The following is a 15494-nucleotide window of genomic DNA, read 5'->3' as shown; positions in this document are numbered from 1 at the left end:
AATGGATTAATTTCTCAAATGGGGTATTCAAACTTTGAGCCCTTTACAATTTCTATTTTTCCAACCGGTAGAGAGCAGGCAGCTAACCAAGGCTCTGGTGAAACTGATGTTTTGGCATTTCACGGAGCAACAGATGCTCCAACAGTTGATATAGCAGAAGTTGGAGTAGGAGCAGGAACTATTATTGATGATCTCAATTACGGAGATTATTCTGCCTCTTACCTATCATTGAACACAGATGATTATACACTTCAGGTCCAGGATCAGACAGGTGCTGTAACAGTTAGAGAGTACGCAGCTCCTCTTCAAACTTTAGGTTTAGAAGATTCTGCTTTAGTGGTCTTGGCCAGTGGATTTCTAGATCCATCAGCCAATAACAACGGTGAAAGTTTTGGCTTGTATGCTGCACTTCCTTCAGGAGGTCAGTTAATCGAATTGCCTATGTCAGCAGCTACAGCTCAGTTTGCGCACAACTCAGCAGATCAGGCTGCAGAAATTGTTGATATTTACCTTGTTGATCCGGTAGGTGTGACACTAGCCAAGTTAGATGATGTAACTTATCAATCTGCAACAGGATTCTTACCGGCTCCGGCAAGTATTGATAACTCTCTTGAATTAGAAGCAGTAGTTGCTCCCGATACAAGTACAAGTCCGGCAAGTGGTATTTACACTCAGGCAGTCACTCTCACGACTGATTCCAGTTACGTAGGAATCGCAAGTGGTATAGTTAGCGGTAGTGGATACACTCCTTCTCAACCATTCAATATCGACTTTTTTGAAGGCGCAAGAACGTCTTCTCAAAATGCCGGTGAGGTTGATGTATTAGTTTATCACGGGGCAACCGATGCACCAACAGTTGATGTTTTCGAAAATACTTTGGGAGCAACGATAGTTGACGATTTGAATTACGGAGATTTCCAGGGTTACATCAATGCACCTTTAGCCGATTTGGATCTGACCGTAAGAGACGGTAGTGGTTCAATTGATGTAAGGAATTTCAACGCTCCACTCGCAACACTTGGATTGGGTGACACAGCGTTAACAGTTGTAGCATCAGGGTTTTTAGATCCATCACAAAACTCTGATGGAGAAGAGTTTGGCCTCTTCGCAATCCTGCCGGAGGGAGGTCAGTTTGTTAGGTTGCCTATGCAAACTGCTGAGCTTCAAATCATCCACAACAGTGCAGATATGGCAGCAGAAACAGTCGATCTATACGCTGAAGGTCCAGCAGGAGAGCAAATGGGAAAAATTGATGATGTTTCTTTCAGAACCGCAACTCCATTCATGGAAGTGCCATCTGGAATTAATATTACCCTTCACGTAGCTGATGAAGCCAGCACAGATTTTTCAAATAGTATCTTTGATAAGGCCGTCACAATGAATGAAGGTAGTTCAAATATTATTGTAGCAAACGGAATCGTGAGTCAGTCTGGTTACACACCAGATGCTTCTCAAGCTGGATTTGATCTCTACCTCAATACCAATGCGAGAACTGAGGCAGCAAATTCAGGCGAAACAGATGTGCTTGTATTTCACGGTGCTACAGATGCTCCAACAGTTGATGTGGTTGAAGTTGATGCCGGAGCCGGCACTTTAGTTGATGATATCCAGTACGGTGACTATAGCTCTTACTTGGAAGTCGCAACTGCAGATTATCAATTGAATGTAACATCTTCTAATGGCCAAACTACAGTTGCCGGATACAGTGCGCCACTTTCAACGCTCAATTTACAGGATTCGGCAATTACAGTTCTCGCCTCAGGATTTTTAGATCCTAGTCAAAACAGCAATGGAGAAGCATTTGGATTGTGGGCTGCTCTTTCTGAAGGCGGTAACCTTGTAGAGTTGCCATCAGTGCCAACATCTGTTGATGAGGTGGTGAGTCAGGAAGATGTCTCAATTTATCCAAACCCGGCTGTTGATCAATTGACAATTGAGTTACCAAATGATAGGCAGGCTGAAGTTGAAATTTATGATATGGTAGGTTCAATGGTCAGATCCGAAAGATTGACATCGGCCAGGAACGTGGTTGACATGAGCGAACTACCTGCCGGCCAATACATTTATAGAATCAAGACAGAAAAAAATACGCTGAATGGAAAAGTGATGAAGATTAAGTAGGGTTGGTTTCTTTCATTTAGTGTTTTGGTTGGAGGGTGTATCAAAAGGCGTATTAAAGTTTAAAATTCGTTATGGAGTAAAATGTAAACACTCCTAAATCAGATTTTTAAATTTTAACGAATTGCCTTTTAATATCGAAAAATGATAAATTTTTCGGTATTGATACACCCTCTTTTTATTTTGACATTTTCATGTTCATGATATAATCAATTCACAGTTTTACGTTTCAATTAAGAACGTAAGTTTGAACCCAATATATTTTGATACTTATGAAAAAGGCAGCCCTTTTCTGTACATTGATTTTAATTTCAAGCCTGTCAATTGCCCAGCGAATTCAGGATTATGTCGATTATTACGACAAAGCTGAGGAGCACAAACGCAGCGAGGGAAAATACCTGAAAGGAAGAGAACACGGCACCTGGAAATTCTGGTATGAATCGGGTCAATTGCAGGAAGAGGCAAATTTTGAAAACGGCTATCGTCACGGTAAAAACGCCACCTATTATCCCGATGGTCAACAGGAGTTTTTAGGCTTTTTTGAATGGGGTGAGCGAGATAGCATCTTCAAAGCCTGGTATTCAAATGGTCAACTCAAAGAAGAAGGATATTACGCTAATGACTTGAGAGATGGAACCTGGAAATACTATTTCAAAGACGGTTCAATTAGAAAAATCGAAGAAAACGATACAGGGATCATTACAATTCAAAAGCTCGTGAGTGGAGAAGGTGAGGTTCTGATCAAAAATGGAAAGGGCACTTTAAAATACTACCACGAAAATGGTGAGCTAAAAGAAAAAGCAACCGTAAAAGAAGGTGTGAGAAATGGTGAAGCGAGCTATTATTACGAAAGCGGAGAACTCAAGTCAAAAGGTAGTTTCCGCGATGGTAGATTACACGGAGAGTGGAACTACCAGTATCCTGACGGAGAAAAATGGAAGGTCGAGACATATGAAAATGGTTTGCTGACAGGGCTGTTTAAGGCCTACTATCCTTCAGGTCAGCTCAAAATGGAAGGTCAGTTTTTGCGTGATAAACAGCACGGATTTTGGCAGTGGTATTACGAGGATGGAACCCTCAAACAAAAAGGATACCTCAAAAACAACAAACAAGACAGCACCTGGCATTTTTACTTTAAAAATGGCCAGTTAGATGCTACCGGAAAGTTTAAAAACGACATGCGAACCGGCACCTGGGAATCGTTTTACGCAACTGGTGAAAAATTTGCCGTAGGCGATTATTTGAAAGACAAAAAAGACAGTAGCTGGACACGATGGTGGAAAAACGGCAATGTTTGGACAACCGGAGATTTTGAAAAAGGAAAAGAACAAGGTGAGTGGTTTGCTTATTATGAAGATGGTCAAAAGGAGAGTCAGGGTTTTTATCAAGAAGGCAAAATGCATGGCAAGTGGGAGAGCTGGTTTCCCAATGGTCAAATCAAGTACCGCGGAGAAATGAATCAGGGCCTCAAACATGGAGAGTGGACTTACTGGTACAAAACCGGCCGAATAAGAGAAAAAGGCGAATACGAAAACGGGAAAGAAGCCGGGTGCTGGGAGTACTACTTTCCCAAAGGCAATATGAGCTCTGAAGGTTGTTTTAAAAACGGCCAAAAAACAGGCACCTGGAAATTTTACTTTCCATTTGGTCAATTGAAGAGAGAGCAGGATTTCAAATTTGGCCGGCCACACGGAAAAAGCAAACAATGGTACCAGGGAGAGCAATTGCTCAGCGAGACAGAATACAAGCGTGGATTACCGCATGGAACCTGGAAATTTTACAGTAAAGAAGGGAAACTCATCCGTGAAGTAAAATATAACAATGGAGAAAAGGTAAAATAATGTTTTTTAGAAATTTATCATTACATTTGCAGCGAATACAGGGAAGAGGGGCAGGACCCCTCTTTTTTATTATGTGAATTTTTGTGATTACAAAAGATAAAATAGAAGACATAGTAAATGACAAAGTCGCTGATGGCGATGTTTTTATTGTTGATATTTCGGTCGGAACCGGGAACAACATCAAAATAATCCTTGATTCAGATAGTGGGTTAGGTATTGATGAATGCGTGCAAATAAGCAGGCATGTTGAGCACACGCTCGATCGCGATGAAGAAGACTTTAAACTCGATGTTTCATCACCCGGTGTTGACGAAGGCTTAACCATGCCTCGTCAGTACAAAAAACATGTTGGTAGAACATTGAGAGTTTTGAGAGAGGGAGAAATCAAAAAAGTTGAAGGAGAGCTCGCTGAAGTTGGATCTGACCAAATAAAACTGGTGCAAAAAGAGAAAAAAAGAGTAGAAGGCCGCAAGAAAAAAGAGTGGGTCACTACAGAATACGATATACCTTTTAACGAAATAGAAGAAGCAAAAGTCATCGTGTCATTTAAATAATTGAACAATGAACACACAAGAAATAGTTGAATCGTTTTCGAACTTTAAAGAGTTCAAGAATATTGACCGCGTTACCATGATGAATATCCTCGAAGAGGTATTTAAGAACATGATCGCGAAAAAATACGGAGACGATGAAAATTTTGACGTAATTGTGAACCCAGATAAGGGTGATATTGAGATTTGGAGAAACCGCGTTGTTGTTGAAGACGGAGCGGTCGAAGATGATAATGCTGAAATCGAATACTCTAAAGCAATTCAAATTGAGCCCGACTTTGAAATAGGCGAAGAAGTAGCTGAAGAACTCAAGCTCGATTCATTTGGAAGAAGAAACATTTTGGCCATGCGTCAAAACCTCATTTCTAAAATCCACGAACTCGAGAAAGACAGTCTTTACAAGCTTTACAAAGACCGTGTTGGAGAAATTGTAACCGGTGAAGTTTACCAAATTTGGAAACGCGAGATTCTCGTACTGGATGATGAGGGAAATGAATTAATCCTTCCTAAATCAGAACAAATACCGTCAGATTTCTTCAAAAAAGGAGATGCTGTAAGAGCAGTTGTTTTGAAAGTTGACATGAAAAACAACAACCCGATCATCGTGCTTTCAAGAACATCACCTGTTTTCCTTGAAAGACTCTTTGAACTCGAAGTTCCTGAGATCTTTGACGGATTAATCACGATAAAAAATATCGTTCGCGAACCAGGCGAAAGAGCAAAAGTTGCTGTTGAGTCTTATGACGATCGCGTTGATCCTGTAGGAGCATGCGTTGGTATGAAAGGTTCAAGAATTCACGGAATCGTTCGTGAGTTACGCAATGAAAATATCGATGTGATCAACTACACAACGAACCCCTCATTGTACATTACACGTTCTTTGAGTCCGGCCAAAATTTCATCAATCAACATCAAAGAAGATGAAATGAGAGCAGATGTTTTCCTCAACCCTGACCAGGTTAGCCTGGCAATTGGAAAAGGAGGACATAATATCAAGCTGGCGAGTAAATTGACTGAATACGAAATTGATGTTTATCGCGAAAGCGATGAAGACCTCGATGATGTGAACCTCGATGAGTTTAACGATGAAATCGAAGGTTGGATCATTGACACCTTCAAGTCAATTGGTTTAGACACTGCCAAAAGTGTTTTGGAACTGTCTAAAGACGATCTCGTTCAAAGAACCGATTTGGAAGATGAGAGTATAGAAAACGTACTGAATATACTCAAAGCAGAATTTGAATAAACCTCAGGGTTACATAATTCAAGTAGAATCTGTTAATTTGTGCTAAATTTTTTTCGAGGTAATATATGGCAAACGCACCCAAAAGATTAAATAAAGTAGCGAAGGAGCTAAATGTTGGAATTGGTACGATCGTGGAATTCTTAGGAAAGAAGGGTCACGAAATCGAGGCAAAACCCACATCCAAGATTACTCCAGAGCTATATGAAATCCTGCTCGAGCAATTCATGCCCGATAAGGCGGCTAAAGAAAAGTCGCAGGAGCTAAAGAGCCAAAAAGAGGAGCGTACAACTATCAGCCTCGATGATGACGCCCAGGAAGAAATTGAAGAAGATGATGATTCTCAGGATGAGGTTCTCATAGAGAATATTGGCTCTGACGATGAAGAGGAAGAAAAACCTTCACAATCAGAACCGGAAAGTACTGAGTCAAAAACTGAACAGCCTGAACCGAAAGAAGAAGAAAGCGAGAAAGAAGCTGAAAAGCCTGAGGTGAAAGAAGAAGCTGATTCCGGTTCTGACAGTAAAAGTCAAGAGGACGATAACAAGCCTGAAATCGAGAAAGAAGAAAAACAACTCGGTGAAGATGGCCCTCGATTAGTGGGTAAAATCGACCTCGATGGAATGAACCTCAAAACTCGTCCTTCAAAATCTAAAAAGGATAAAGAGAAAGAGAAAAAAGAGAAAGAGGCAGAGAAAAAAGCCAAAGCTCAAAAAGAAGCTGATAAAAAAGAGCAGGAAAAAGCTGCTAAAAAAGCAAAAGAAGAAGAGGCGAAAGCAAAGAAAGAAGCAGAGCCTAAAAAGGAAGCAGAGTCTAAAAAGACTGAAGAGGATCCAAAAGAGGAAGAAGAAACCTCTAAAGGACCAGAGCATCACGAGACAAAATACGAAAAACTATCTGGCCCAAAGGTCATGGGGAAAATCAATTTACCCGAGAAACCAAAAAAGAAAAAGCCGGTAGCTTCGTCATCTGAACAAAAAGATACAGAAAAGCCCAAGAAGAAAAAACGCAGACGCATAAAAGCTAAAGGCGTTAATCCTGAAAAAGAAGCTCGTAAAGGCCGTAATAAAAAAGGAGGAAAACCTTCTTCTACTAATAAAAAACGTGGACCTAAGCACGAGCCTACTGAAGAGGAAATCCAAAAAGAAATTAAGGATACTTTAGCACGTCTCCAGGGCGGAAGCAAGAACAAAGGAGCTAAATTCAGAAAACAGCGTAGAGACGAGAAAGCTGAGCAGCGCGAAAAAGAGGCAGCACAACAGGAAGCTGAAAAGTCAACCCTAAAAGTAACAGAATTTGTTACCGCAAGTGAGTTGGCTAATATGATGGACGTTTCCGTGAATGAAGTTATCTCAGCATGTATGTCTTTAGGTATGATGGTTTCCATCAACCAACGCCTCGATGCTGAAACACTTTCTATCGTTGCTGAAGAGTTTGGCTATCAAACAGAAATAGTAAAACCAGAAATAGAAGAGGATGTTGTCCCTGAAGAAGAAGAGGAAGATCCCGATAAACTTGAACCGCGCTCACCAATTGTAACGGTGATGGGTCACGTTGACCACGGTAAAACATCTCTTCTCGATCATATTCGTAAAGAAAACGTAATTGCCGGTGAGGCCGGAGGTATTACTCAGCACATAGGGGCTTACAATGTAGAAATAGGCAGTGGAAAACACATCACTTTCCTCGATACTCCGGGTCACGAAGCCTTTACAGCCATGCGTGCTCGAGGTGCTCAAATCACCGATTTAGCCATTATCGTGATCGCAGCTGATGATAGTGTGATGCCCCAAACAAAAGAGGCGATTAATCACGCCCAGGCAGCAGGTGTGCCAATGGTATTTGCTTTCAACAAAATCGATAAGCCGGGAGCCAATACTGATAAAATTCGCGAAGAATTAGCCGGTATGGATATCCTCGTTGAAGATTGGGGCGGTAAATTCCAGGCTCAGGAAATATCAGCGAAACAAGGTGAGGGAATTGAAGATCTCCTCGAAAAAGTAACGCTTGAAGCTGATATTCTCGAACTCAAAGCGAATCCTGATCGCACCGCTACAGGTACAGTGATCGAAGCTGAACTCGATAAAGGTAGAGGTTATGTAACCACGCTACTCGTTCAGTCTGGAACACTCGAAGTTGGAGATACAATCGTTGCCGGAAGTCACTATTGTAAAGTGAGGGCAATGTTTGATGAACGCGGTCAAAAAATCGAAAAAGCCGGTCCATCACAACCGGTTTCAATGCTCGGTTTCAATGGTGCTCCTAATGCCGGTGACCGATTTGTCGAGTACAAAGAGGAGCGCGAAGCGAAAAATATTGCCAACAAACGCGAACAGCTACAACGCGAGCAGGGAATTCGAAGTCAAAAACACATTACGCTCGATGAAATTGGTAGACGACTAGCGATTGGAGACTTCCAGGAGCTCAATATCATTGTAAAAGGTGATGTTGACGGATCTGTTGAAGCAATTGCTGATTCATTACTGAAACTCTCAACTGATTCAATCCAGGTAAATGTAATCCATAAATCTGTTGGTCAAATCTCAGACTCTGACGTGCTACTTGCCAGTGCCTCTGATGCGATTATCGTAGGTTTCCAGGTAAGACCATCATCAACTGCGCGTAAATTAGCCGAGAAAGAGGAAATCGATATTCGTCTCTACTCTGTGATCTACGATGCAATTGAAGAAGTAAGAGCAGCGATGGAAGGTATGCTCAAGCCTAAGGTTGAAGAGAAAATTGTCGCCAATGTTGAAGTTCGCGAAACATTCAAGATCTCAAAAGTTGGTACAATTGCCGGTTGTTATGTAACAGAAGGTAAGATTACACGAAACACAAAAGTTCGATTGATCCGCGAGGGAGTTGTTATTTACGATGGTAAACTTGGCTCACTCAAGCGCTTCAAAGATGATGTTAAAGAGGTTGCAGCAGGTTATGAATGCGGACTCAACATCGAAAACTACAATGATATTAAAGTTGGTGATGTAGTTGAAGGCTACGAAGAAGTAGAAGTGAAACAAACACTGTAGTGAATCGTGCAAAATAGATAGTTGAAAACCTGCCGCCATGCGGTGGGTTTTCTTTTTTGGTCAGATCCAAACACACATCGGCCTGCTATTATTACGAGATGCTATTCGGTTCTGACCGATTTTTTCAACTTTTTAATAAACCAATAATTTGAAATGAGCCTTTATTGAGCTCAAAATGTTTCTTTTGCAATCGAAAAATAGATAAAAATGCAAAAACTACTCGGAACCTTTGTTGTAATAGTACTTTCTTTAGCGGCTTGTCATACTCCCAACTGGACAAAAACGACAGAGAAAGAGTTCGTTGAAAACTGTGTCAACTCAACGGCTGAAGCACTGGAATATGATGAAGCAAAACTTTACTGTGAGTGTGCTCTGGAGTACGCGAAAGAAAAATCTTCAAACCCTGAAGTAGCACGTGACATGAACGATGCAGATTATCAAAACATCAAAGAGCGTTGTTTTGACAGTGCGAAAGAAGAAGCAAAGAAACTGCGCGATGGAAAATAAGCTTTAACTTCTTACATTTGGAAAAAACAAGAACATGTCCCTAGCTTTTATAGAGTCGCAATTTCAAGAAGCAAAAAAAACGCTGGAGAACTTTATATCTAATCCTAAAAATGCTGAAAGTATTGAGCAATCTGCACAGTTAATGGTAGAAAGCATCAGTAAGGGAAGTAAAGTGATCAGTTGTGGAAATGGCGGCTCCATGAGCGATGCCATGCACTTTGCTGAAGAGCTCACAGGACGTTACCGCGATAACCGAAAATCGTTACCAGCAATTGCAATTTCAGATCCGGGATATTTGACCTGTGCTGGAAATGATTTTGGATACGATTTTGTCTTTTCTCGTTTCATTGAAGGAATGGGCCAAAAAGGAGATACGTTGCTAGCTATTTCCACATCTGGAAACTCGGCCAATGTAGTTAACGCAGCCAAAACGGCTCGGGAAAAAGGTATGAAAGTAGTGGCTCTGACCGGAAAAAAAGGCGGTGAACTTGTAAATCACTGTGATGTTGAGGTTCGCGTGCAGCACGAAGGCTATGCTGATCGCATACAGGAGATACACATCAAAATAATTCACTGCTTCATCGGGCTCATCGAAAAAGCGCTTATTTAGTAAGCTTTACCTTTATGATCTTTTAGTGTTTACACGATAATTGGTTATTATTGTAATAAACGCAATTACCTATGCTTGTAAAAACCTATGGATCTGCAGTGCAGGGTGTAGATGCTCAATCGATTACAATTGAGGTCAATATTGGAAAAGGTATCAACTTTTTTCTTGTTGGCTTACCCGATAATGCTGTAAAAGAAAGCCAAAAACGTATTGATGCTGCTCTCAAAAACAATGATTACAAGATACCTGGAAAAGGGATCACGATTAACATGGCACCGGCTGATATTAGGAAAGAAGGATCGGCCTATGATCTTCCTTTAGCAATTGGGATTCTCGCAGCCAGTGAACAAGTTAAACCGGAATCAGTAGGAGATTATGTCATCATGGGCGAACTTTCGCTCGATGGTGAATTAAGGCCTATCAAAGGTGCTTTACCAATTGCTATTCAAGCACGTAAAGAAGGCTTTAAAGGATTTATACTGCCTGAGCAAAACGCGCGAGAAGCGGCTATCGTGAATAACCTTGATGTTTACGGGGCAAAAAATATCAAAGAAGTAATTGACTTTTTTGATAAAGGTGAAGGCTTAGAACCTTTAGTGCTCAATACCCGAGAAGAATTCAGTAAAAACGTCAACCAGTTCGATCTCGATTTTCAGGATGTAAAGGGACAGGAAAGTGTGAAAAGAGCACTCGAAATATCTGCAGCAGGTAGTCACAATATTATTTTGATAGGACCACCGGGATGTGGAAAAACCATGTTGGCCAAGAGAATTCCCACAATACTACCGCCACTAACATTAGAAGAAGCCCTTGAAACAACAAAGATTCATTCAGTTTCCGGATATCTAGGTGAGAATACAGGGCTTTTAACAAGTAGGCCGTTTCGGCATCCACATCACACCGTGTCTGATGTTGCGCTTGTTGGTGGAGGCTCAAACCCAAAACCGGGAGAAATAAGTTTGGCACACAACGGAATTCTCTTTTTAGATGAACTACCTGAGTTTAAGCGGGCAGTCCTCGAAGTATTACGGCAACCCATTGAAGATGGAGTCGTAACGATTTCACGTGCTAAAATAACGGTGGATTATCCGGCCAGTTTTATGCTCGTAGCAAGTATGAACCCTTCTCCCAGTGGTGACTTTTATGATCCCGAAACTTCTAACGATAGCGAGCAGGCAGTTTTACGCTATCTCAATAAAGTATCGGGTCCACTTCTCGATAGGATTGATTTACATATTGAAGTGCAGCCTGTGCCATTTGAGAAATTGTCATCAAAACGAGCCGGTGAGTCGAGTGAGTCAATTAGAGAGCGAGTGGTGAAAGCCCGTGAATTGCAAATTGATCGCTTTCGGTCAGAACCAAATATTCACAACAACTCGCAACTAACACCCAAGTTGATGAAGAAACACTGCCAAATAGATGAAGCAGGTTCTCAATTATTGAAAAACGCGGTTGATAAATTTGGGTTGTCAGCGAGATCTTACAATAGAATTCTCAAGGTTTCTAGAACCATTGCAGACCTTGAGCAAAGCGAATCAATACAGCCTAATCACCTGGCTGAAGCAATTCAATACAGGTCTTTAGACAGAGAGGGCTGGGCTTAATAAGCGATCCCATAAAAGCTTAACACTCCCAATTTGGGAACGGTGATGTTTACTTCCCGTCTTTTAAAGCATTGATAAACAATTGGTTTGTGTTTATTCTTTAATTGGTACAGAACTTGAAAAGTATCAACAAAATTAATTTGCTATGAAAATCAAACAATTATTAATCGTTGCTATAGGAGTAGTTGCTTTTTGGAGTTGTGAGAAAGATGAGCCGGCTCAACAACCAACTTCTCCTAACTCTGGAGTAAACAACAATGTTGCAGAGATAAACGAACGCGTTACCATCAAAAACGAACCGATCGATATTTCTGGTAAACGTTATATTTCATCTGGTAAAAAAGGAAATTCAATTGATGCTATTTCGAGCACACAACCAACAGATTGTCAAACAGGTTGTACTCAAACAATATCAGGTGCCCAAAATGGGAATCTCAATATCAACAATAATCAGCATGTATGTATTACCAGCAGTGGTGTTTTTCAGGGAAATGTTAACTTAAATGGAGGTGTTCTTTCTGTTTGTGGGAATCTCACAGTTAACAACATCAACCTGAACAACGGTGCTAAGTTGATTATCAATGCTGGAGGTATTCTCAATATTTCAGGTGGACTCAACATCAACAATGGCAGCTATTTCGTGAACTATTCAAAAAGTGGTGTAAACATTAGCGGCCACATGAATAACAACGGAACAGTAGAGAATTATGGTGATGTTGATATTGCCGGTAATTATAACAATAACGGAAATTCAACGCTAATCAACACCTGTAGAATGGATATTGCCGGTAACTTCCACCAAAATGGAGATATGGATCATTTTGGTTTTCTCAACATTAACGGAACAGTACATTTCAATAATCCAACCGGAAATAACGATTTAAACGGTGGTTCATTAATAGCCTGCCAAAAAGTTTTTGTGAACACAACACTCAATGGCGTGGGTTCTGACTACAGCAAAATTGACGTTGCAGGACAAACAATCATTAATGGATCAGGAAATCTTACGGGACTTCTTGATATTTGTGACTCAACCGGTATTGATGTGAATAATGGTTCGTTTGGACCTAACGTTACTCAATGTGCTGCTTTTATTCCTTCAAGTGGAGATTGCAATCCTGGCAGCGGAGATGCACCTGAAGATGACTTCACATTAGTTGCTGATGTTGACGCGCCAACAACAAACGATGGCCGTAAATTGAGTGCTACATGTATCCAAATTATCGGTGACTACGCTTACGTTTCTTGGCACTTAAATGATGGTCCGCAAGACTATGCAGGGTTACTCGAAGTATACGACATCAGCAACCCAACAAATCCATCGATCATTACAACACTTTGGTCAGCTGATATTGATTTCAATCACCTTTATGCGAGTGATAACATGAACGGTAATAAAAGAAAGCTTTGGGCTATCGGTAGCCGTGACATTTATACCAGTAATCTTTCTTCACCTGCTTACTTAGGTAAGTTCACTTTGACAAACGAAATTTTCACAAATAATACGTTTGAAGAGTTTGATCTACCTTCTTATTCAGGTAACTCAGTGATTGAAAGAAACGGATTGTTGTATCTCGTTTCTGGTCAAACTGGCGGAGCTTTAACGACTATGGATACAGCTGGTGGTCCACTGACTACACAAGTTAGCAACGATCGCCTTAAGTACCTTGATTTCGATGGTAACAAGATGATCATGCTCAAGCAGGGCAATTCGAGTTCTGAGTTAATGGTTTACGATTTACCAAATCCAAACTTCTCAGCACCTACAGTTATTCAGGTTGGTCCAATTAATCCGGCTGATGGTAAAAACGTTGCTCATATTAACAACGGAAAAGTTTATGTTGCATCAGGCACATACGGACTTAAGGTTTTTGATGCTATTACAGGATCATCGTCTCCAATAGCTACTTTCAATCCTTCTGAAGGCGCTACAAACGGTGTGTCAACTGATGATGAATACATCTACGTTGCAAACGGTGAAAGCGGATTGCATATCTTGAATAAGAATGATGCAACTGCTGTTGGAAATTACAACTATGATGGATCTGCAAACTTTGTAGCATCAAAGTCTGACTTCATTTTCGTAGCAAATGGTACTGGTGGATTGAAAATCATTCACAAGAATTAAGAGACAGTTTCAGTCATTATTCTATAGCCCGGGAGATATCTTCCGGGCTTTTTTATTGACTTAATCGTATATATTTGCCGCAAACTTGAACCGATGGTTAACAATAAAAAGGTCGTAGTTGTAATGCCTGCTTACAACGCTTCAAGGACCCTTGAAAAAACCTATAACGAAATACCTCGAGACCTTGTTGACGAGGTTATTCTTGTTGATGACAGGAGCCAGGATAATACTTCAGAGCTTGCAAAAGATCTAGGGGTTGATCATATCATCACTCATCAAAAAAATAAAGGTTACGGTGGGAACCAGAAATCCTGCTACAATAAAGCTCTCGAAATTGGTGCTGATATTGTTATCATGGTTCACCCCGATTATCAATACACGCCTAAGTTGATTCCTTCAATGTGCTACATCATTGCAAATGATCTTTATCAGGTTGTGTTGGGGTCACGCATTTTGGGAAAAGGAGCTCTAAAAGGCGGCATGCCGATTTACAAGTACATTGCAAACAGAATTTTGACACTTACTCAAAACCTCTTGATGAATCAAAAGCTTTCAGAGTACCACACAGGCTATAGAGCGTTTTCTCGGGAAGTGCTGGAAAGTATTGATTTTGATGTGAATTCTGATGACTTTGTTTTCGATAATCAGATGTTGGCGCAAATTTGCTTTGCCGGTTATGAAATAGCTGAGGTGACTTGCCCTACAAAATACTTTGATGAAGCTTCATCGATCAATTTTAAGCGGTCTTCAGTTTACGGAATTGGAGTCCTTTGGACGTCATTGGCCTATCGTATCCAAAAAATAGGATTGACGAAATTTAGGATTTTCAGGCGTCCGGTTCGTTAGCTTTGGTCAGATCCAGAGCTTCCTCAACAGCTTGCCTTACTTCCTCAACATCGATTTTTTCCATTCCTTTAAACGGTGGCTTATACCACTTTTTATCACCCAGCTTGGAGTAGGGCCGATCCCAGCTGTCTTTTGGCTCAATGATTTTTGATCCGATCCCGGGCATGTAAGGATACATTCCAAACTCAGGAACTGTAGCACCCCAAATGGAAATAACGGGCTTTTTGAAAGCTGCAGCAATGTGCATTAAGCCGGTATCGTGTGAAATGACCACTTCAGCCTGCCTGACTAAACTAGCTGATTCGTTTATGCTCAGTTCTCCGCAGGTGTTTTTTATTTCATTTTCAGAACCTTGTTCAATTAGCCTGCCTGTTTCACTATCTTCTGGCCCACCGAGTAGTATGACGGGTAGTGGAAGCTTGTCACATATTTCAATGATTTTTGATGGAGGCATCACCTTTCCTACGTGTTGTCCGCCAATGGCAATAGCCACATATTGCTTTGAAAATGGTTCTGACAGTGAAGATTTATCGAGAAATTCGTCTTTTGGGATGAAATAATCCAGTCCTTTATTGTCGTTCTCAATTCCAAAAGCTTTTGTTGTGTCCATGTATCGATCAACGATGTGCTTTTTGGGCATCCTGTTGATCTTGAAATTTACATAGAGCCATTTTTCTATGTTATGTTTTTTGAAAGTGAATGCCAGAGTGCCTATTAGCCGTTTTACCTGTGCAGATCGAAGGTTGTTGTGTAAGTCAAAAATGTAGTCGTACCATACATCTTTGAGTTTATCAGCCACTTCACTGACTTTATTATCGATGTAAATCACTTCATCGAGGTAAGGGTTGGCTTTTACGATTGGTTCAAACTGTTTTTTGGTTATGAGGTGTACTTCTATGTTCCCTTCGTTGAGTTGTTGTTTGACACAACGGATAACGGGAGTTGTGAGCACGATGTCGCCAATGGAGCTAAACCTGATGATCAATACCCTTACTTTCGGATTCATACTACTCGATA

11 protein-coding genes are annotated in these 15494 nt (G+C 40.8%); 10 read left to right on the top strand and 1 reads right to left on the bottom strand.

The window, feature by feature from the left end:
- From RI557_RS02665 to RI557_RS02620, 10 genes are all read left to right on the top strand, one after another.
- Positions 1-2121, top strand: a 2121-nt coding sequence (locus RI557_RS02665; RefSeq protein WP_310681899.1) for a DUF4397 domain-containing protein, incomplete at its 5' end; no start/stop codon positions are given.
- A 269-nt stretch (positions 2122-2390) separates the two neighbouring features.
- Positions 2391-3959, top strand: coding sequence for a hypothetical protein (locus RI557_RS02660; protein WP_310681896.1), 1569 nt, complete (start codon positions 2391-2393; stop codon positions 3957-3959).
- A gap of 83 nt (positions 3960-4042) precedes the next feature.
- On the top strand, positions 4043-4513 hold the full coding sequence (gene rimP, locus RI557_RS02655; RefSeq protein WP_310668662.1) for a ribosome assembly cofactor RimP: 471 nt from the start codon (positions 4043-4045) through the stop codon (positions 4511-4513).
- Positions 4514-4520: 7 nt separating this feature from the next.
- On the top strand, positions 4521-5756 hold the full coding sequence (gene nusA / locus RI557_RS02650; RefSeq protein WP_310668661.1) for a transcription termination factor NusA: 1236 nt from the start codon (positions 4521-4523) through the stop codon (positions 5754-5756).
- Positions 5757-5821: 65 nt separating this feature from the next.
- Positions 5822-8782, top strand: a complete 2961-nt coding sequence (gene infB, locus RI557_RS02645) for a translation initiation factor IF-2 (protein ID WP_310681893.1) — start codon at positions 5822-5824, stop codon at positions 8780-8782.
- A gap of 207 nt (positions 8783-8989) precedes the next feature.
- A complete protein-coding gene (locus RI557_RS02640; protein ID WP_310668658.1) occupies positions 8990-9289 on the top strand; it encodes a hypothetical protein in 300 nt (99 codons plus the stop codon).
- 34 nt (positions 9290-9323) lie between these two features.
- On the top strand, positions 9324-9899 hold the full coding sequence (gene lpcA / locus RI557_RS02635) for a D-sedoheptulose 7-phosphate isomerase (RefSeq protein ID WP_310681891.1): 576 nt from the start codon (positions 9324-9326) through the stop codon (positions 9897-9899).
- A 71-nt stretch (positions 9900-9970) separates the two neighbouring features.
- Positions 9971-11503 (top strand): YifB family Mg chelatase-like AAA ATPase, encoded by a 1533-nt coding sequence (locus RI557_RS02630; protein ID WP_310681888.1) that lies wholly within the window; start codon positions 9971-9973, stop codon positions 11501-11503.
- 145 nt (positions 11504-11648) lie between these two features.
- Positions 11649-13631, top strand: coding sequence for a hypothetical protein (locus RI557_RS02625; RefSeq protein ID WP_310667438.1), 1983 nt, complete (start codon positions 11649-11651; stop codon positions 13629-13631).
- 93 nt (positions 13632-13724) lie between these two features.
- The gene (locus RI557_RS02620) at positions 13725-14477 is read left to right on the top strand and encodes a glycosyltransferase family 2 protein (RefSeq protein WP_310667437.1); all 753 of its coding nucleotides are present in this window, start codon (positions 13725-13727) and stop codon (positions 14475-14477) included.
- Here RI557_RS02620 and RI557_RS02615 read toward each other — a convergent pair.
- Positions 14458-15483 carry a glycosyltransferase family 9 protein gene (locus RI557_RS02615; protein ID WP_310681885.1) on the bottom strand — a complete coding sequence of 342 codons (1026 nt, stop codon included), beginning with the start codon at positions 15481-15483 and terminating at the stop codon, positions 14458-14460. The two genes, RI557_RS02620 and RI557_RS02615, sit on opposite strands and share 20 nt — an antisense overlap.
- Positions 15484-15494: the final 11 nt, after the last annotated feature.

Source organism: Salibacter sp. (assembly GCF_031581065.1).
In the GTDB taxonomy this organism is placed as follows: Bacteria; Bacteroidota; Bacteroidia; order Flavobacteriales_G; family Salibacteraceae; genus Salibacter.
Note: the sequence above shows the minus strand (reverse complement) of the source record. Positions and strands in the feature narration are given on the sequence as shown.